Raw genomic sequence first — 19,794 nt, 5'->3', positions numbered from 1 at the left:
AGTGAATTATGCTTAAAACTTTCATAGAACGTCCGGTTTTATCTACCGTAATATCTATCATTATTGTGATTTTGGGGATATTAGGGTTAAGCACATTACCGGTCACACAATATCCGGATATTGCACCGCCGTCGGTACAGGTTTCGGCTTCTTATCCGGGAGCGAATGCTCAAACGGTGTTGAACAGTGTCGTTATTCCTATTGAAGAACAGGTCAACGGGGTAGAAGGAATGGATTATATCACTTCCACGGCAAGTAATGACGGTTCAGCATCGATTCAAGTGGTTTTCAAACAGGGAATTGACCCCGACATTGCTGCAGTAAACGTGCAAAACAGGGTATCAAGAGCAACACCTTTACTACCGGGAGAAGTAACCCGTTCAGGAGTAACAACCACCAAGCAACAAGGAGGTTCGTTGATGTTCCTTTCTTTTTATGCTGATGGTGATTTGTATGATGATACCTATATTCAGAATTATTTGAATATCAATGTTATTCCGGAAATAAAACGTATCAACGGAGTAGGAGATGCTAATGTTTTCGGTGCGAGAAATTACTCGATGAGAATATGGCTCGACCCGGTTAAAATGGCAAACTACGGATTGGTTCCGGCTGATGTTTCCGCAGCGATTAATGAACAATCATTGGAAGCAGCTGCCGGTCAGTTGGGAGAAAATTCCGGAGAAGCTTTTCAGTATATAATCCGTTATAGCGGTAAATATCAAACCGAATCTCAATATGAAGATATTGTAATCAAATCATTGGCAAATGGTCAGGTGTTGAGGCTGAAAGATGTAGCAGACATTGAGTTGGGCTCACAAACTTACGCCGGGCGTGCTGAATTGGACGGGCAACAAGCGGTGTCAATGGCAATATATCAAACACCTGGTTCCAATGCCCGCGAAATTATTGAAGAGGTTAAAAATGAATTGGTAATAATAGGCGAAAATTTACCGGAAGGAATAAAATACCGAATCAATATGGACTCGAATGAATTCCTTGATGCGTCCATATCCAAAGTGGTTACCACGCTTATCGAAGCCTTTATATTGGTTTTTATAGTAGTATATGTGTTTTTGCAGGACTTTCGCTCCACATTGATTCCGCTTATTGCTGTGCCGGTATCTATTATCGGAACTTTTTTCTTCCTGAATCTTTTCGGGTTTACGATTAACCTTCTGACATTGTTTGCATTAGTCCTGGCAATCGGTATTGTTGTGGACGATGCAATTGTCGTCGTCGAGGCGATTCACGCCAAAATGGAAAAAACCGGCGAAGATGCCATGACGGCATCTAAAAGTGCGATGAGTGAAATATCCGGAGCGATTATATCCATTACTTTAGTAATGTGTGCGGTATTTATTCCGGTAACGTTTATTACTGGTCCGACGGGAGTTTTTTATAAGCAATTCGGGATTACACTAATTGTTGCGATTGCTATTTCGGCAGTTAATGCACTGACGCTGAGCCCTGCATTGTGTGCTTTGTTTCTGAAACCTCATCACGAAGATGAACAAAAGCAAAAAGGATTACTCAGAAAGTTTTTTAATAGTTTTAATACCGCATTCAATGCAATGACGGCAAAGTACGGTCGGGCATTCGGATTCCTTTTCCGTCACAAATGGGTTACGGGGTTAATTCTTTTAGGCTGTATGGCAGCAATTTATTTGACCAATAAAGCCATGCCTTCCGGTTTTGTACCGAGTGAAGACAGAGGATTTATCATGGGGAATATTGAGTTGCCTTCAGGAGCATCAATGGATAGGGTATATCAACTGCAGAGAGATTTCTCGGCGAGAGCAGAAAAACTTCCGGGCGTGGAATTTGTTACTGTGATTTCCGGACGAAGTTTGATATCCGGAGCAGGGTCCAACTACGGATTCATGATGGTACGGATGAAAGATTTTAAAGAACGAACCACCGAAGAAACTTCTACAGATGCTGTAATCGGAAAGCTGTTTGCTATAGCAAATAAAGATTTTCCTGAGGCAAAAATGATATTTTTCCAGCCACCAAGTATTCCGGGATTCGGTTTTTCCGGCGGATTTGATATGAAATTGTTAGACCGCAGTGGTGGCGATATTAAAGATTTTGACCAGGTAGCTCATGATTATATTCAGGCTTTGACTGAAAGACCGGAAATCATGTATGCTCAGACTTCATTTGATACATCTTATGCTCAGTATGAAATTATTTTAGATGTTGTGCGGGCTAAGCAATCAGGAGTTTCCGTGCAGGATATTTTTTCTGCATTGCAGGGATATATCGGAGGAAATTATGTGTCAGATTTTACCCGTTTCGGTAAACAATACCGGGTAATGTTACAATCGCCGCCCGAAAGCAGAACCGACCAGCGAAGCCTGAACAGTATGTTTGTACGAACAGCGAGCGGAGCGATGGCACCATTGAGTCAGTTTGTAGATTTACAAAGAGTTTACGGTCCGCAGTCGATAAACCGTTTCAATTTGTTTACGTCGGCAAATATTTCGGGTGCACCAAGTCCGGGGTATTCTTCGGGCGATGCTATCCGGGCAATTCAGGAGGTGGCTTCGAGCAGTTTGTCGCGTAATTATAGTATAGATTTTTCCGGACTAACTCGTGAAGAAATCAACGCAGGTTCGCAAACCGTAATGATTTTCTTTTTGTGTCTGGTTTTTGTATATTTCATTTTGGCTGCACAATATGAAAGCTATATGTTGCCGTTCGCCGTATTACTTTCTGTTCCGACAGGAGTAATGGGGGCATTCTTAGCCCAATATCTGGCAGGTTTGGAAAACAACATCTATTTCCAGATTGCATTGGTTATGCTAGTAGGATTATTGGCGAAAAATGCTATTCTGATTGTAGAGTTTGCTTTGCAACGCCGCCAACAGGGAGATACCATCGCAAGAGCGGCTATTGAAGGAGCCAAGGCGAGATTACGTCCTATCCTCATGACATCATTTGCGTTTATATTAGGATTAATGCCATTGGTTTTTGCCGGAGGAGTAGGTTCTATTGGTAACCGTTCAATCGGAACTGGTGCTGCTTTCGGATTATTGGCAGGTACTATTATCGGAGTGTTTGTTATTCCGGTTTTGTATGTGATATTCCAGTATTTACAAGAGAAAATTAAACCTGTCAAATTTAATCAACCCGTTGATAATGAATAGTTTTTATAAGTTTTCAAAATATATATTATTACTGATAATTGTTGTAGGATTACAGTCGTGTGTTGCTACAAAAAGTTATCAAAAACCGGAGTTACCAAACGGATTCCTGACAGATACTTTTGTGGACAGCTTACCCAAACAAGTTGCCTGGCAGGAATTCCTGACCGACAGTTATTTGCAGGAACATATCCGGACAGCTCTCAGCAATAACAATGATATTCGTATCGCTTTGCAGAATATTGAGCAATCCAAAGCCTATTTGATGCAAGGAAAAGCTGCCTATTTGCCAACTTTGAACGTAGGGGCAAATTATTCTCATTCGGTCAATTCAACTAATACCATGATGGGAAGTCTGATAGGACAAAGGCGGCATATTGACCAATATGATTTGACAGCGACAGTAGGCTGGGAACCGGACATCTGGGGAAAAATTACCAGTCAGAAAAATATGGCTGAGGCATCTTATCTGCAAACCCTTGCGGCTCATCAGGCAGTGAAAACCGAGCTGATTGCCATGGTTGCTTCGACTTACTTTGAATTATTAGCATTGGACGAACAGAAAAAAATTGCTGAAGCGACCATCGCCAATCGTGAACAAAGCGTTGAAACCAATCAGGCACTAAAATCATCAGGACGGATTACCGAAGTAGCTGTCAAACAGGCTGAAGCCCAATGGCTCAGTGCACAATCGTTGCTTATTGATATTAATAACAGCATTAAGCTGAAGGAAAATGCGTTCAATATTTTGTTAGGAAAAATGCCTTCTGAAGTAGAAAGGTCGGCTACTTATTCAGGCGAAATATCGACAGATTTGGTTCGTGAAGTACCGACGGAATATGTGTTTAACCGACCAGATGTAATCGCTTCAGAAATGGTTTTTCGTAATGTTTTTGAACAGGTTAATGTGGCCCGGACAAACTTTTTTCCGACGTTAAATATCACGGCAACGGGCGGATTCCAGACAGTTGATTTTTCCAAAATTTTTGATGTAGGCTCGCTGTTCGGAAATGTGTTGGGCGGATTGACCCAGCCGATTTTCAACAAACGCCAGATAAGAACACAATATGAAGTAAGCTTGTCTGAGCAGGAAAAAGCTTTGTACAGCTATCAGCAAACGTTATTGCTGGCATCTAAGGAAATATCCGATGCAATGGACACTTTTCAGTCAAACGAAAAGAAATTGTCTTTAAAAGAGAAAGAGTTTAAGGCATATTCTGATGCAGTAGAATATTCCGAAGAACTACTCAACAACGGTATGGCGAGTTATATTGAAGTGCTGACCGCCAAAGAAAGTCAGCTTTCTGCCGAATTGAGTATTGTAAATACACAGTTGGCGAAGCATCTCGCATTAATAAAATTGTATAAATCTTTGGGTGGTGGCGTAAATTAATGCCACTCAAATACTTGCATATTTAAAAGCAGTAGAATTTTTCTACTGCTTTTTTTGTTGTAAATTTAGAGCCTGTTTAAATTTGTATTGTAAAAATGTTTATAGGTTATTTTTTGAGGCAGAACAAGGCAAATTTTCAAAGGATAGCAGAGCTATCGTTTTAAAATTTAAAGCGGTTATGACCAAAAAGAAGCATAAACAAATTATTAGATAAATTTTAAACAGGCTCTTATACTTTGAAAATTCACAATAAAACTATGTATTTAATCTTCGATACCGAAACTACAGGGTTACCCAAGAGCTGGAACGCACCCATCACAGATACGGACAACTGGCCGAGATGTATTCAGATTGCCTGGCAGTTACATGACGAAATGGGACGTGTAGTTGAACACAAAGATTTTCTGATTAAGCCTGAAGGTTTTGATATTCCGTATGATTCCGAGCGGATACATGGAATTTCTACACTTTTAGCGACAGAAAAAGGTGTTGATTTAGATTTTGCTTTGAGCGAATTCAATCAGGCATTGCAAAAAGCAAAGTTTGTTGTTGGGCAAAATGTAGGTTTCGACGTAAATATTATGGGGTGCGAGTTTTACAGAAAAAGCTTTGAAAATACGCTGACTGAAAAACCGGTTTTGGACACTTGTACAGAAACCACCGCAGAATTGCTGAAATTACCCGGAGGTCGCGGAGGTCGGTATAAACTACCGACTTTGACCGAATTGCACGAATATTTATTCGGACAACCTTTTGCTGAGGCACACAATGCTACTGCCGATGTAGAGGCGACCACACGCTGTTTTTTCGAGCTGATGCGTAGAGAAGTTTTTAGCGAAGATGAATTGCAGCAACCGAATGGTTTTCTGAGAATTTTTAAAGAAAACAATCCGAAATCAATTGAATTAATCGGACTCAAACACATCAATCTCAAACAAGAGTCCGAACAAATCCGAAAACAATTAGAAAAAGCGGGAGTCATTTCCGATGATATGATCGAAGTATCAGAAAATGATTTAAAAGCATTGGAATCGGCGGTGTTTTCTCATTTGCACAATCATACCCAGTTTTCGATTCTGCAATCCACCATATCTGTCAATCAGTTGGTCGGATTGGCAACGAAACAAAAAATGCCAGCCGTGGCGATGACTGATTTAGGTAATATGATGGGAGCGTTTCAGTTTGTCAGTGCGATACTTTCGCATAATAAATCTGCAGAATCGAAAAACAAACAGTTGGCAGAAACCGGGGAAGAACCTACTGAAGCGATAATTAAACCAATCGTTGGTTGTGAGTTGAATGTTTGTGAAGACCATACCAACAAAAAAGTCAAAGACAACGGCTACCCGGTAGTTTTTCTGGCTAAAAACAAAAAAGGATACCACAATTTGGCAAAAATGACATCGCTGGCACACACCAACGGATTTTACTATGTGCCACGTATCGACAAAACGATTGTAGAAAAATATAAAGAAGATATTATCGTGCTTACCGGCGGAATGCAGGGCGAAGTACCGTCAAAAATCCTTAACATCGGAGAAAGACAGGCGGAAGAAGCTTTGCTTTGGTGGAAAACCCAGTTTGCTGACGATTTCTACATTGAGCTGATGCGTCACGACCAGGAAGATGAAAACAGAGTCAATCAAACGTTGATGCAATGGTCGGTGAAACACGACATAAAGGCTGTCGCTACCAACAATGTTTTTTATGCGGAAAAAGAAGATGCCAATGCACACGATATTTTACTTTGTGTAAAAGACGGCGAAAAGAAAGATACACCGATTGGTCGTGGTCGTGGTTTCCGGTTCGGAATGCCGAATGACAATTATTATTTCAAATCGGCGGAAGAAATGAAAACGTCCTTTCGTGATTTTCCTCAGGCAATCATCAACATACAAGATATTGTCGATAAAATAGAAATTTATGCCCTGCACAGAGATGTATTACTGCCAAAGTTTGCCATTCCGGAAGAATTTCAGGATTTGGAAGACGAAAAAGACGGCGGCAAACGTGGGGAAAATAACTACCTCAGATACCTCACTTATGAAGGGGCGAAAAAAAGATATAAGGAAATTACGCCGGAAATTTCTGAAAGATTAGATTTTGAACTGGCGACGATTGAGCGTACCGGTTATCCCGGATACTTTTTGATTGTTCAGGATTTCATTGCAGCGGCTCGTGAAATGGGCGTTTCCGTAGGGCCGGGTCGTGGTTCGGCGGCAGGTTCGGCGGTTGCATATTGTTTAGGAATTACCAATTTAGACCCGATTGAATACGATTTGCTTTTTGAGCGTTTCCTGAATCCGGACAGGATTTCCATGCCCGATATTGATATTGATTTTGATGATGAAGGCCGGTCAAAAGTCATGCAGTATGTGATTGATAAATACGGTCAAAATCAGGTTGCACAGATTATTACTTATGGTAAAATGGCGACCAAATCGGCGATTCGTGATACGGCGAGAGTGCTGGATTTACCTTTGTTTGAGGCAGATAAACTGGCAAAATTAATTCCGGGTATGATGCCGTCAAAGTGGAATCTGGCAAGATTCCTGAATGAGCAGGAAGATGAAGTGAAGAAAGCCCTGCGTTCAGAAGAATTTGATAAAGTTAAAGAGCTGATTCAGATTGCCAGGAAAGATGATTTGGAAGCACAAACAATCAATCAGGCTCAGGTACTCGAAGGTTCTTTGAGAAACACTGGTATTCATGCTTGCGGTGTAATTATTACACCAGATGATATTACCAATTTCGTTCCGGTAACTACGGCAAAAGATTCAGATTTATATGTAACCCAATTCGACAACTCGGTGGCGGAAAGTGCCGGATTGCTCAAGATGGACTTTTTGGGATTAAAAACATTAACATTAATCAAAGATACTTGTGAAATTATTCGTTTGCGTACCGGCGACGTGTTGAATCCAGATGAATTTCCGATTGATGATGTCAAGACTTATGAGTTGTTCCAAAGAGGGGAAACCGTCGGGATTTTCCAATACGAGTCCCCTGGTATGCAAAAATATATGCGTGAGCTGAAACCTACTGTTTTTGCCGATTTGATTGCCATGAATGCTCTGTATCGCCCGGGGCCGTTGGAATATATCCCGTCATTTATCCGCCGTAAGCACGGACAAGAACCAATTACCTACGATTTAGATGCTTGCCAGGAATATCTCGAAGAAACCTATGGAATTACGGTATATCAGGAGCAAGTAATGCTTTTGTCACAAAAGCTGGCAGACTTTACCAAAGGTGAAGCCGACGTATTACGTAAGGCAATGGGGAAAAAACAACGTGACGTACTCGATAAAATGCGTCCGAAGTTTATCGAGCAGGCAAAAGCTAAAGGACATGATGAACAGGCACTGGAAAAAATCTGGAAAGACTGGGAAGCATTTGCAGCGTATGCGTTCAACAAATCCCATTCTACTTGCTATGCATGGGTGGCGTATCAAACGGCCTATCTCAAAGCACATTATCCGGCAGAATATATGGCGGCAGTGCTGTCCAATAACATGAATGATATTAAACAGGTAACCTTTTTTATGGAAGAATGCCGTCGTATGGGATTGGCGGTTTTAGGTCCCGATGTCAATGAATCTCAATATAAATTTGCCGTAAATGACAAATACGAAATCCGTTTTGGAATGGGAGCAATCAAAGGCGTTGGGGAAGGAGCTGTGCAGACTATCGTAGAGAACCGTGCAGACAGTAAATACAAATCGGTATTTGATTTGGCAAAACGTATTGATTTGAGAGCTGCCAACAAAAAAGCTTTTGAAAATATGGCATTGGCAGGTTGTTTCGACTGTTTTGAAGGAATACACCGGGCTCAATATTTTCATGAAGAAAATGACGGTGTGCCGTTTCTGGAAAAAGTGTTGAAATATGCTGCCCGATTTAAGGAAAATGAAAATTCGGCACAGGTAAGTTTATTCGGCGAGGCAAGCGAAGTGCAAATTCCCGAGCCTGAAGTCCCTCAATGTGAGGAATGGGGAACAATGGAAAAACTGGCACGGGAAAAAGAAGTTGTCGGCATATACATCTCCGGGCACCCGTTAGATGATTTTAAATACGAGATGAAAGGATATTGCAGAACTAAGCTCATTTCGCTGAAAGATTTAAAACCATTGCTGGGCAAAACCGTTAGTTTTGGAGGAATGATAACCGAAGAAGATCATCGGACTTCAGCAAAAGGCAAGGCGTGGGGAATGTTTACCATCGAAGGATATGACGAAAGTTATCAGCTGCGGCTGTTTAATGACGATTATCTCAAAAACAGACATTTGCTGTTCAAAAATAATTTTGTGTATGTAAAAGCCATTGTCAGAGAAGGTTGGCCGGATAAACGTACCGGGCAGCCAGGCGAACCTAAATTGCAAATCGTTGATATCAAATCGTTGCATGAAGTAATGGAAAATTACGCCAAAGAACTGATGCTGAAACTGGATATCAAAGAGATTGATGCCGGAAAATTAGAAAAAATCCGTGATTTGCTTGAGCAAAATAAAGGCAAGCGAAAGGTGGTTTTTGAAATTTCAGAACTGGATTCTGCACAAACTATCACGCCAAATATACCGGAAATACCAGATGATATGATAGATTCAAGCGAAAATGAAGAAGTGATGGTGGCTGAGCCGGCGGTAGAATATAAAGTTAAAAACAAGATTGTGATGCCAAGCCGGAATACACGTGTGGACATTACTACAGATTTGCTGGAAGAGCTAGAACAATTAGGCGTAACATTCGAGATTAATTGATAAAATCAATAGTGGAATAATGAAAACTTATTAAAGGGAGTAGTTTTTCAATGAAAATATCTGTAAATTTGTTGAGTTAAATAACCAAAATAAGAGAATTATGGCATTAGAAATAACAGATGCTACTTTCGAAGAAGTAGTTTTAAAATCAGACAAACCGGTAGTGGTAGATTTTTGGGCGGAATGGTGTGGACCATGCAAAATGTTAGGACCGGTAATCGAGGAAATCAGTTCAGAATTTGACGGAAAAGCAGTAGTAGGAAAAGTTGATGTGGACGCAAACCAGGATTTTGCTTCACAGTACGGGATTAGAAATATTCCAACCGTTTTGGTTTTCCATAACGGAGAAGTAGTTGCACGCCAGGTTGGTGTGGCACCGAAACAAACCTATGTGGACGCTATCAACAATTTGTTGTAATTGTCAGATTCAGAGAGAATAAAAAAAGTCGGAAAACATTGATTTTTCCGACTTTTTTTATGTGATTCCGGTCGTATGAAAAATAATGCATAAAAAACAATAAATATATTTGTAGAAATAAAAAACAGTTATATATTTGCACCGCTATACAGCGAACGGTTTGGTAGTTCAGTTGGTTAGAATGCCTGCCTGTCACGCAGGAGGTCGCGGGTTCGAGTCCCGTCCAGACCGCTAAGTAGCAAACCTCTGTTTCGTCAGGGATTTTTAAGCTCTTTTTATTTATAAAATTTTTTGTTTTTGGTTTGGTAGTTCAGTTGGTTAGAATGCCTGCCTGTCACGCAGGAGGTCGCGGGTTCGAGTCCCGTCCAGACCGCAAAAACATTTTTTTAAAACCTGTAATTTCATTGAAATTGCAGGTTTTTTTGTTTTACACGCTATCCAAAATTTTCAAATTACTTGTAATTTAACGCCTGTTTAGAATTATGAACAACCACTAAGTGGTGCAATTATGATAGAAAATTTCAGGCAAAAAGAGCCTGTTTAAAATTTATCTAATAATTTGTTTATGCTTCTTTTTGGTCATAACTGCGTTAAATTTTAAAACGATAGCTCTGCTATCCTTTGAAAATTTGCCTTGTTCTACCTCAAAAATAACCTATAAACATTTTTACAATACAAATTTAAACAGGCTCTTAAACTTCTATATCATACAATTTAATTTTATTATACAAGGTTTTTCGGTCGATTCCTAATATTTTAGCAGCTTTGGTTTTGTTGAATTTGGCTTTTTCTAACGCTAATCGAATGGTTTTTTCTTCGCTTTTAGAGGAATATAATTTTAAATTATCTTCTTGAGAATTGCTTTCATATTCTATATCTTCATCGTCAAAATCATTAGTACGGTCAAAAATTTCGGAAGGCAAAACATCGATGCCAACCACATTATCAACGCACAAAAGAACGGCTCTCTTAATGATGTTTCTCATTTCCCGTAGATTCCCCGGCCATTCGTATTCCAAGAAGAACGATTGAACTTCGGGCGAAAACCCTCTGACATTTTTGTTCAAGTCGCTGTTAGACTGATGCAAAAAGAAATCAGCAAAAGACAAAATATCTTCTTTACGTTCCGCCAGCCGCGGTGCCTGAATCGAAAATTCATTTAACCGATGATATAAATCTTCCCTGAATTTGCCATCTCTCACTGCCTTTTGCAAATCTTCATTCGTTGCCGCAATCACGCGAATGTCCACATCTATTTCTTTACTACTTCCCACCGGTTTCACTTTTCGCTCCTGCAACGCCCGTAGCAATTGTATCTGCACATCATAAGAGAGATTACCTACTTCGTCCAGAAAAACTGTTCCGCCGTTTGCCGCCTCAAAATGTCCTGTTTTATCATTCGCCGCTCCGGTAAATGAGCCTTTAACATGACCGAAAAACTCACTCGCTGCTAAATCTTTAGGAATAGCTCCGCAATCCACTGCAATATAGGGTGCTTGTGCTCGTTCACTTTTTTTATGGATAGAATAAGCAATATTCTCTTTTCCGGTACCGCTTTCGCCAATAATCAACACAGAAATATTAGTCGGTGCGACTACGTCAATGAAATGGTGCAATTGCTTCGATTTCTCGCTTTTCCCTTTGACATAATCCACATTACTCACTTGTTCAGATGAATTTTCTCTGGCAGCAGTCCTCGGTTCTGAAACCGTACGTTTATCGGTACTTTTCGATAATGCTTGCTGAATGGTATCTAAAATCTGGTCTGAGTTTATCGGCTTGGCAACATAGTCAAATGCTCCCAGTTTCATTGCGTTTACCGCCGTTTTGATATCGGTATAACCCGTCATCAGAATAACCTGAATCATCGGATTTTCTTCTTTGACATATTTAAGGATTTCCACACCATCGCCATCAGGCAGCCTGACATCAGTAAGAATCAGTTGAAACTTTGTCTGGTCAAACAATTGTTTCGCCTCTTCAATGGAATAAGCCGTAGAAACAGCAAATCCTTTTCGGGTCAAAAAAGTGTTTAATAGCATGCAAAACGATACATCATCGTCGATTACTAATATATTATTTGTAGCCATTGTGTTTTTCAAAAAATAGTATTTTTGGATTGTCTGATTGAATGAGGTAAAAATACTTCAAATTTTTCCTTGTTTCAAAAGATAAACGATAAAATGAACTTTCCATTGCAACATTTAACAAACAATTATCTCTATTTTACTTATCAGACGATTTATTTAATCTTTATTTTTATCTTTGGATTATGAATATATTAGTCACAGGAGGCTTAGGATACATAGGCTCACACACAGTGGTTGCGTTGCAGCAAGCAGGTTTTCAGGTAATTATTATTGATGATTTATCTAATTCTGATAAAAGTTTTTTAGGCAAAATAGCAAAAATAACCGGCGTTACACCCAAGTTTTATCAGATTGATTTAAAGGACAATAAAGCAGTTACAGAATTGTTCAGAAAAGAATCTGTGGACGGAATTATTCATTTTGCGGCATACAAAGCTGTGGGCGAATCTGTACAGCAACCTTTAATGTATTATAGGAATAATTTGTTGGGTTTGATTAATTTGCTGGAAGCAATGACCGAATCCGAAACAGACCATTTTATTTTTTCATCGTCATGCACTGTTTACGGACAAGCAGACCGAATGCCGATTGATGAAAACACCCCACTGAAAAGACCGGAATCTCCTTACGGAAAAACCAAACACATGGGCGAAGAAATTATTTCAGATTTCGTACAAGCCGAACAAAAAAATGCCATATCATTGCGTTATTTCAATCCTGTGGGGGCTCACCCATCTGGTTTGATTGGCGAAATTCCAAAAGGAATTCCAAATAACTTACTCCCTTATATTACCCAGACAGCTGCTGGTATCCGTGATTCTTTAGGGGTTTTCGGAAATGATTATACCACCCGTGACGGAACAGCCATTCGCGATTATATCGACGTAAACGATTTGGTTGATGCCCACGTAAAAGCTTTAAATTATTTATTAAACAAAGAGAATAAAAAGAATCTGGAATGTTTTAATCTGGGTTCTGGCAAGGGGTCAACTGTTTTGGAAATAATTAAAGCTTTTGAAAACGCTAACAACTTAAAAATCAACTACAATATTCTTCCTCGTCGTTCCGGCGACATTCAGGAAGCCTATGCTGATTTCAGCCAGGCGAAAAACAAACTAAACTGGGAACCTACAACTTCGTTACAGGAATCTATGAAAACAGCATGGGAATTTCAGAAAAAGTTGTTGTAAATATCTTTATCAACAACAACCTATTTCCATAACTCTTACCCAACAAAAAAGCTGCTCTTTTCAGAGCAGCTTTTAGTTTTATTGAGTTGGTTTAACGATTTTATCGTTTTAATGTAAAATGTCCTCTAAATTCTTGATGTAATCCTGTGTTGGGTTCGATGTACTCCACCCGGAACCAGTAATCCGTTGATGGTAATTCTCTGCCGTTGAATGTACCGTCCCAGCCTTCGCCGTTTGGACTGATCTGTTTCAACAACTTCCCATGACGGTCAAAGATATAAATTTTTGACTCAGGTTGGCTCTGTAAGGTCCAAATANCCAATAGCTAATGGGGGGTAAAAAGCTAATGCCTTATGGCTAATGCCTCTTGCCTGAAAAGCTTAAGGTGGTTATAGCATCGGGGCTCACCTCTTCCCATTCCGAACAGAGAAGTTAAGCCCGATTGCGCAGATGGTACTGCAATACCATGCGGGAGAGTATGTCGCCGCCTTGTTTTAGTGAAGCCTGTCTTGAAAAAGACAGGCTTTCTTTTTTTATAAGAACGGCGTGTCCCTTCGGTCGATTGCTTCGCCAATTCGCAAGCTCGGGTCGCCGCCTTGTTTTAAAAGTCCTTTACAGAAATGTAAAGGACTTTTTGTTTTATAGAAAGTAACGAATATCTGATGATTACTTTGAAAATTTGGTATCTTTGATTGATAAAACCAAACACCATTAAATATGCCAAAGTCACCCGAGCAAAAAATTATGGAGCTTGAAGCCTAGGGAAAACTTTTATTGAAAAACCAATAATCAATAAAAATAAATGTAGTTCATTTAATGCCGGGGTATGTATATTTTAAAAATTAAGATAGATGGTAATGTCTATTCATAAATATAAATAAATCAGACAATGAAAATCTGTGTGATATGACCATAGCTTTACTGATAGTATCGATACTGTTGATTGTACTGAGCGTACTGCCGTTTATCCAAAATCAGCATTGGGTGTTCCGTGTGTCCGAATTTATGAAATTGCAGATTTTTGTATTGCAGATTATCGTGTTTACTGCTGTTTTCTTTTATGTGAAAGATGCTCAATGGTTTTGGATAATTCAATCAATACAAGTGGTGCTGATAGTTTACCATGCGATTATTCTGATACGTTATACGAAGTTCTGGCGGAAAACGAAGTTTGAACAGACGGGAAATATGTCGGATAAAATTAAGATTATTTCCTGCAATATATATCAGTTCAATACAGAATATCAACGTTTTGTAAATTTGATTCAACAAGAACAACCTGATATTTTCCTGACGATGGAAAGCAACAGCGATTGGGAACAAGCGATGCGGGTTTTGGAAAAAGATTATCCGAATTATGAAAAAGTAACGTTGGAAAACACCTACGGAATGCACTTTTATACCAAGCTGAAAGTCTGCAAAGTGCAAACGCATTATTTCGTTGCTGATGATTTACCAAGTATAGAAGCTGAACTCGAAACCCGGGACGGATACCGTTTTGTGTTTTTTGGCGTACATCCGCCACCGCCAAGTCCAACGGAAGAAGTGAATTCCAAAGAACGGGACGGCGATTTACTGAGTGTTGCAAAACGTGTAAGAGATTACAAACTTCCTGTGGTGGTTACAGGCGATTTCAACAATGTGGCTTGGGCAAAATCTTCTGTATTATTCCGAAAAACGAGTCGTTTGATTGATGCACGTATCGGGAGGGGAGTCATATCAACCTTTCACGCCAAATACTGGTTTTTCCGTGTTCCGCTAGATTTGTTATTTCACAGTCCCGGTGTTTTTATCGACGAACTTTTTACGTATCAGTCCGTTGGTTCCGACCATTTTCCAATAGGTTGCACGTTCCATATCGACCGTCATTCCGATGAGCAGGAAGAAGAAGTAGAAAACCTTGAAAAAGGCGAAATGCAAGAAGTCAACGAATTGATTGAAGAAGGCAAGGAAGAGGAAAGCGACAACAGAGAAGATGTGTAATTTTTATTCTCGATTGCTTTATAGAATAATAGCGAAAACACGAGTATATTCTCGTGTTTCTTATTTATATAATGTATTGAAAAATGGTTGTTTAGTTTTTGGAAAAATTAATCTATCGCTTCCCACAACTGTACTTTGTTGCCTTCCGCATCAAGAATATGAACAAACTTACCGTAGTCGTAAGTTTCGATTTTATCGACAATGGTTACGCCTTCTTTTTTCAATTCTTCTACAAGTGCTTCCAGATTTTCGACCCGATAGTTTATCATAAAATCCTTGTCAAAATATTTGGAATCTTCTGCAAAAGGCGTCCATTGTGTTTGTGCTTTTGTTTTGCTGTCGGGTTTTTCATACCATTCAAAAGTCGCTCCGTAAGGATTTGTTTCCAATCCAAGATGTTTTTGATACCATTCTGTCATTTTCTTTGGGTCTTTGCATTTAAAAAACACACCGCCAATACCTGTTGCTTTTTTCATATTATTGCTGATTTTGTTATCTGTTGTCATTGTTTTAAAAGCGAAACCAAGGCAAAAAGTTGTCATAAGTGCCGCAGTGATAAAGTTACCGCTTGCTTATCATTTAGTTATTGTAAAATTGCAAAAAAAGATTATTTGATTTATGTTTTCTTTTTTTCAACGAGTAAAAAGACTGTATTGAACCGTTTTTGATTAACCTAATTGAGTTATATTCCGGTTCGGATAGCTTCGACCGGGTCTAATTTAGAGGCAGAAATTGCCGGTAAAATTCCGGATAATAATCCGATGAATCCCGCCAGTGATATTCCGATGAGGATATTGCCAAAGCTCAACACGAAAGCAAAATCAACCATAGCCGAAACGCTGATAGCTATCAGCCATACCATAAATATACCGACCAATCCGCCGATGATAGACAGAATTACAGCTTCAAACAAGAACTGATAAAGAATAAAGTGATTTTTAGCTCCTAATGATTTCTGAATGCCGATAATATGTGTACGTTCTTTTACCGAAACAAACATAATATTGGCAATTCCGAATCCGCCCACCAAAAGAGAAAACCCGGAAATAATCCAACCGACAATATTCAGGTTTAAAATAATAGAATCTACAAAACTCGTTAATCCGGAAAATTCATTGAGGAAAAAATTATCCATATCATCGGGTTTCAATCCGCGGTAATTTCTGAGCCTTTGAGTGATATTGTCTTTGAACAGCTGCTGGTCATAATCTTTTTGTGGTTTAATACAAACCGCTGACGTAAAATACCGGTTGTTTTGTCCGTAGTTATTGCGGATAAAATTACTGGAAATATAAGCCAAGCCGTCTTTACTTTGTCCGAAAGGGCTGGCACCTTGCTTTTCAATTACCCCGATTACCGTAAATTTTTTACCCAGTAACCGAACTGTTTTTCCGATAGCATTCTGATTGTCAAACAAAGTATTTTTTACCTCATGTCCGATAATGATTACCTGACTTCCGGAAGCGTCTTCAGCTTCATTAAAAAAACGTCCTTCGGCGATTTTGAGATTTTCAATATAAGCATAATCGGCACTGCATGGCGTCAGATTTATTGACTTGGCGGTATTATCTTCGTATTTAATATTGTATGCCCCCATGAAATAATTGAACGATATTTTGTCGATGCCGTCGCTGCTTCGTTTAAACATTTCATATTCGTCATAAGTCACGTCCGGAAATTGTTTTATTTTCCATGCGGGAACTTCGCTGGGACCAAAAGAATACCGCGAAACGAAAAGCATATTACCGTCAAGATTGGAAAGTTCACTGCGAATACTTCTGTCCATGGAATCTACCGCGGCCAAAACGGCTATAATGGAAAAAATACCGACTGTTACACCAAGTAAAGACAAAAGTGTTCTTAATTTGTTGTTTTTTAATGCGTTGAGTGCAAATAGCAAACTTTCTTTAAGCAGTCTTAAGTATAACATATTTCGTATATATCTTACTCAATCAGTAGCGAAAAGAATACATTTGTTACAAAACAGCTAAAAAACTTTTCTGTAAATTGTTTTAAAAAATCATTGTGTTAATTGCCTAACAAACATTAATTTTGCATTTTTAAATCCAAATAATTATGTCAATCAACAAAACGATTCAGTCAGCTTTAATTTCTGTATTTGACAAAACAGGATTAGAGCCGATAGTTAAACAACTTCATCAAAACAATGTAACAATTTATTCAACCGGAGGAACGGAAACTTTCATTAAAGAATTAGGAATTCCGGTGGTTGCGGTAGAAGATGTGACTTCGTATCCGTCTATTTTGGGCGGCAGAGTAAAAACCTTGCACCCAAAAGTTTTTGGTGGAATTTTGAATCGTCAGGACAATGAACAGGATAGGAAAGAAATGGCTGAATATGAGATTCCTCAGTTAGATTTGGTTATTGTGGATTTATATCCGTTTGAAAAAACAGTGGCTTCCGGAGCATCGGAGGCTGATATTATTGAAAAAATAGACATCGGCGGAATTTCTTTGATTCGTGCCGCTGCCAAAAATTATAAAGATACGGTTATCGTTCCGTCTGTAGACGATTACCAGTTGTTTTTGGACATTATTCAAAATCAGAACAGCAGTACAACTTTGGCACAAAGAAAATATCTCGCAGCAAGAGCATTTGCTATTTCTTCGAATTATGATACAGCAATTTTCAATTATTTCAACCAAACAGAAAATCAATCTGCATTAAAAATCAGTGAAGCAAAAGGGCAGGAGTTGCGTTATGGCGAAAATCCGCATCAGAAAGGATATTTCTTCGGTGACTTTAAAGTAATGTTTGAACAAAGACATGGTAAAGAATTGTCTTACAATAATTTATTAGACGTAGATGCAGCAGTTAATCTAATGAATGAATTCAAAAATGAAGCACCTACATTTGCTATTTTAAAACACAATAACGCTTGCGGACTGGCACAAAAACCAACCATGAAAGAAGCGTATCTGGCGGCCTTGGCAGGTGACCCGGTTTCGGCATTCGGAGGAGTTTTGATTGCCAACGGAACGATTGACGAGGATACGGCAAAAGAAATCAATCAGTTGTTTTGCGAGGTTGTGATTGCTCCGCAATTCACAGATGAGGCGCAAACGATTTTGAAAGAAAAGAAAAATCGTATTTTACTGGTTTTGAAAGATGTGGAATTGCCTCAAACACAAGTGAGAAGCTGCTTGAATGGTTATTTGGTTCAAGACAAAGATGCTAAAACTGATGTTGCAGAAGATTTAACTACGGTAACTAAAGTTGCTCCAACTCAGGAACAGGTGGCAGATTTGTTATTTGCGTCAAAAATCAGTAAGCATACGAAATCCAATACGATTGTTTTGGCGAAAGGCTTGCAGTTATGTGCCTCTGGAACCGGACAGACTTCACGTGTAGATGCTTTGCGTCAGGCAATTGAAAAAGCACAGAATTTTGACTTTGATTTGAACGGGGCAGTAATGGCAAGCGATGCCTTTTTTCCTTTTCCGGATTGTGTGGAAATCGCTCATAATGCGGGAGTTAATGCGGTTATCCAACCCGGAGGTTCGATTAAAGACCAGCTGAGTGTTGATTATTGCGACGCTCATAAGATGGCTATGGTTACTACCGGAGTAAGACACTTCAAACACTAAGAATTAGATTAATTTCAATATTTATTACCCAAAATTGTTGAATTTTTCAGCGTTTTGGGTAATTTTTCCTTTAAAAAAATATTAAATAAGATTAGTATATTTCCCGGCTTTTTATCTTAACTTTGTGAGGCATTTATTTAACCTAATTTTTTAATGCATAGTTAGTTTATGGGATTTTTTGATTTTATGACCGAGGAGATTGCCATGGACCTCGGAACCGCAAATACACTTATTATTCACAATGGAAAAGTAGTTGTTGACAGCCCTTCCATTGTGGCAAGAGACAGAATGTCCGGCAAAGTAATTGCCGTTGGACAGGAAGCCAATTTGATGCAAGGAAAAACGCACGACAATATAAAAACAATCCGTCCGTTGAAAGATGGAGTAATCGCCGATTTCGACGCTTCGGAAAAAATGATTAGCCTTTTCATAAAAAGTATTCCGGCTCTGAAAAAGAAGTTGTTCACGCCGGCATTGAGAATGGTTGTATGTATTCCGTCCGGTATCACAGAAGTAGAAATGCGTGCTGTGAAGGAATCTTGCGAGCGGGTAAACGGAAAAGAAGTATATCTGATTCACGAACCTATGGCAGCTGCTATCGGTATTGGTGTAGATATTATGGAGCCGAAAGGAAACATGATTGTTGACATAGGTGGTGGAACTGCTGAAATTGCCGTGCTGGCATTGGGCGGTATCGTTTGTGATAAATCGGTAAAGATTGCCGGAGATGTGTTTACCAACGACATCGTTTACTATATGCGTACGCAACATAACCTTTTTGTTGGGGAAAGTACAGCAGAAAAAATAAAAATACAAATCGGTGCAGCTATCGAAGATTTGGACCAAGGACCGGAAGACATGATGGTACAGGGGCGTGATTTGCTGACCGGAAAACCAAAACAAATCAATGTTTCTTACAGAGAAATAGCTAAAGCGTTGGACAAATCCATACAACGAATTGAAGATGCCGTTTTGGAAACTCTATCACAAACACCACCCGAATTGGCAGCTGATATTTACAATACCGGGATTTATCTTGCAGGTGGCGGTTCACTGCTTCGTGGATTGGACAAACGGATTTCACAACGAACCGATTTGCCGGTATTTATTGCGGAAGACCCTCTACGAGCTGTTGTGAGAGGAACAGGAATGGTTATTAAAAACATCAATAAATACAAAAGTATTTTGATTAAATAAGATAA

General features: G+C 39.2%; 12 protein-coding genes, 2 tRNA genes and 1 rRNA gene. 11 read left to right on the top strand and 4 right to left on the bottom strand.

Features of this window, described 5'->3' with window-relative positions; all coding sequences use genetic code 11:
- Positions 1 to 8 precede the first annotated feature (8 nt).
- From CDL10_RS08660 to CDL10_RS08635, 6 genes are all read left to right on the top strand, one after another.
- On the top strand, positions 9 to 3,152 hold the full coding sequence (locus tag CDL10_RS08660; RefSeq protein ID WP_100678163.1) for an efflux RND transporter permease subunit: 3,144 nt from the start codon (positions 9 to 11) through the stop codon (positions 3,150 to 3,152).
- Positions 3,145 to 4,542: a TolC family protein gene (locus tag CDL10_RS08655; RefSeq protein ID WP_100678162.1), complete on the top strand. Its 1,398-nt coding sequence runs from the start codon at positions 3,145 to 3,147 to the stop codon at positions 4,540 to 4,542. Before CDL10_RS08660 ends, CDL10_RS08655 begins: the two co-directional genes overlap by 8 nt.
- 257 nt (positions 4,543 to 4,799) lie before the next feature.
- Positions 4,800 to 9,302, top strand: coding sequence for a DNA polymerase III subunit alpha (dnaE, locus tag CDL10_RS08650; RefSeq protein ID WP_100678161.1), 4,503 nt, complete (start codon positions 4,800 to 4,802; stop codon positions 9,300 to 9,302).
- Between the two features lie 58 nt (positions 9,303 to 9,360).
- A complete protein-coding gene (gene trxA, locus CDL10_RS08645; protein WP_262483261.1) occupies positions 9,361 to 9,720 on the top strand; it encodes a thioredoxin in 360 nt (119 codons plus the stop codon).
- A gap of 157 nt (positions 9,721 to 9,877) precedes the next feature.
- Positions 9,878 to 9,951, top strand: a tRNA-Asp gene (locus tag CDL10_RS08640).
- A 68-nt stretch (positions 9,952 to 10,019) separates the two neighbouring features.
- Positions 10,020 to 10,093 (top strand) — tRNA-Asp (locus tag CDL10_RS08635).
- Between the two features lie 319 nt (positions 10,094 to 10,412).
- Here the strand turns inward: CDL10_RS08635 and CDL10_RS08630 are convergent.
- Positions 10,413 to 11,810, bottom strand: coding sequence for a sigma-54-dependent transcriptional regulator (locus tag CDL10_RS08630; RefSeq protein WP_100678159.1), 1,398 nt, complete (start codon positions 11,808 to 11,810; stop codon positions 10,413 to 10,415).
- Between the two features lie 182 nt (positions 11,811 to 11,992).
- On the opposite strand from CDL10_RS08630, the gene galE reads away from it, so the two are divergent.
- Positions 11,993 to 13,000, top strand: a complete 1,008-nt coding sequence (galE, locus tag CDL10_RS08625; RefSeq protein ID WP_100678158.1) for a UDP-glucose 4-epimerase GalE — start codon at positions 11,993 to 11,995, stop codon at positions 12,998 to 13,000.
- Positions 13,001 to 13,100: 100 nt separating this feature from the next.
- Here galE and CDL10_RS08620 read toward each other — a convergent pair whose 3' ends face one another.
- A complete protein-coding gene (locus CDL10_RS08620) occupies positions 13,101 to 13,322 on the bottom strand; it encodes a T9SS type B sorting domain-containing protein (RefSeq protein ID WP_100678157.1) in 222 nt (73 codons plus the stop codon).
- Positions 13,323 to 13,381: 59 nt separating this feature from the next.
- On the opposite strand from CDL10_RS08620, the gene rrf reads away from it, so the two are divergent.
- Both rrf and CDL10_RS08610 read left to right on the top strand, forming a co-directional pair.
- Positions 13,382 to 13,493 (top strand): 5S ribosomal RNA (rrf, locus tag CDL10_RS08615).
- 413 nt (positions 13,494 to 13,906) lie between these two features.
- On the top strand, positions 13,907 to 14,983 hold the full coding sequence (locus tag CDL10_RS08610; protein ID WP_100678156.1) for an endonuclease/exonuclease/phosphatase family protein: 1,077 nt from the start codon (positions 13,907 to 13,909) through the stop codon (positions 14,981 to 14,983).
- 107 nt (positions 14,984 to 15,090) lie between these two features.
- Here CDL10_RS08610 and CDL10_RS08605 read toward each other — a convergent pair whose 3' ends face one another.
- Together CDL10_RS08605 and CDL10_RS08600 are read right to left on the bottom strand one after the other, a co-directional pair.
- Entirely contained in the window at positions 15,091 to 15,489 is a 399-nt protein-coding gene (locus CDL10_RS08605; protein ID WP_394363833.1) for a VOC family protein, read from the bottom strand.
- Between the two features lie 176 nt (positions 15,490 to 15,665).
- On the bottom strand, positions 15,666 to 16,913 hold the full coding sequence (locus CDL10_RS08600) for an ABC transporter permease (protein ID WP_100678155.1): 1,248 nt from the start codon (positions 16,911 to 16,913) through the stop codon (positions 15,666 to 15,668).
- 146 nt (positions 16,914 to 17,059) lie between these two features.
- On the opposite strand from CDL10_RS08600, the gene purH reads away from it, so the two are divergent.
- Both purH and CDL10_RS08590 read left to right on the top strand, forming a co-directional pair.
- The gene (gene purH / locus CDL10_RS08595) at positions 17,060 to 18,592 is read left to right on the top strand and encodes a bifunctional phosphoribosylaminoimidazolecarboxamide formyltransferase/IMP cyclohydrolase (protein WP_100678154.1); all 1,533 of its coding nucleotides are present in this window, start codon (positions 17,060 to 17,062) and stop codon (positions 18,590 to 18,592) included.
- A 168-nt stretch (positions 18,593 to 18,760) separates the two neighbouring features.
- Positions 18,761 to 19,789, top strand: coding sequence for a rod shape-determining protein (locus CDL10_RS08590; protein WP_100678153.1), 1,029 nt, complete (start codon positions 18,761 to 18,763; stop codon positions 19,787 to 19,789).
- Positions 19,790 to 19,794 lie beyond the last annotated feature (5 nt).

It is taken from the genome of Avrilella dinanensis, assembly GCF_002807015.1.
In the GTDB taxonomy this organism is placed as follows: Bacteria; Bacteroidota; Bacteroidia; order Flavobacteriales; family Flavobacteriaceae; genus Flavobacterium; species Flavobacterium dinanensis.
This window is presented reverse-complemented; position numbering and strand designations above follow the sequence as displayed.

Bases quoted from the DNA above. Each gene is read 5' to 3' on its own strand.
- CDL10_RS08660 (WP_100678163.1), top strand. From the start codon at position 9: ATGCTTAAAACTTTCATAGAACGTCCGGTTTTATCTACCGTAATATCT.
- CDL10_RS08655 (WP_100678162.1), top strand. From the start codon at position 3,145: ATGAATAGTTTTTATAAGTTTTCAAAATATATATTATTACTGATAATT.
- dnaE (WP_100678161.1), top strand. From the start codon at position 4,800: ATGTATTTAATCTTCGATACCGAAACTACAGGGTTACCCAAGAGCTGG.
- CDL10_RS08630 (WP_100678159.1), bottom strand. From the start codon at position 11,810: ATGGCTACAAATAATATATTAGTAATCGACGATGATGTATCGTTTTGC.
- galE (WP_100678158.1), top strand. From the start codon at position 11,993: ATGAATATATTAGTCACAGGAGGCTTAGGATACATAGGCTCACACACA.
- CDL10_RS08610 (WP_100678156.1), top strand. From the start codon at position 13,907: ATGACCATAGCTTTACTGATAGTATCGATACTGTTGATTGTACTGAGC.
- CDL10_RS08605 (WP_394363833.1), bottom strand. From the start codon at position 15,489: ATGACAACAGATAACAAAATCAGCAATAATATGAAAAAAGCAACAGGT.
- CDL10_RS08600 (WP_100678155.1), bottom strand. From the start codon at position 16,913: ATGTTATACTTAAGACTGCTTAAAGAAAGTTTGCTATTTGCACTCAAC.
- purH (WP_100678154.1), top strand. From the start codon at position 17,060: ATGTCAATCAACAAAACGATTCAGTCAGCTTTAATTTCTGTATTTGAC.
- CDL10_RS08590 (WP_100678153.1), top strand. From the start codon at position 18,761: ATGGGATTTTTTGATTTTATGACCGAGGAGATTGCCATGGACCTCGGA.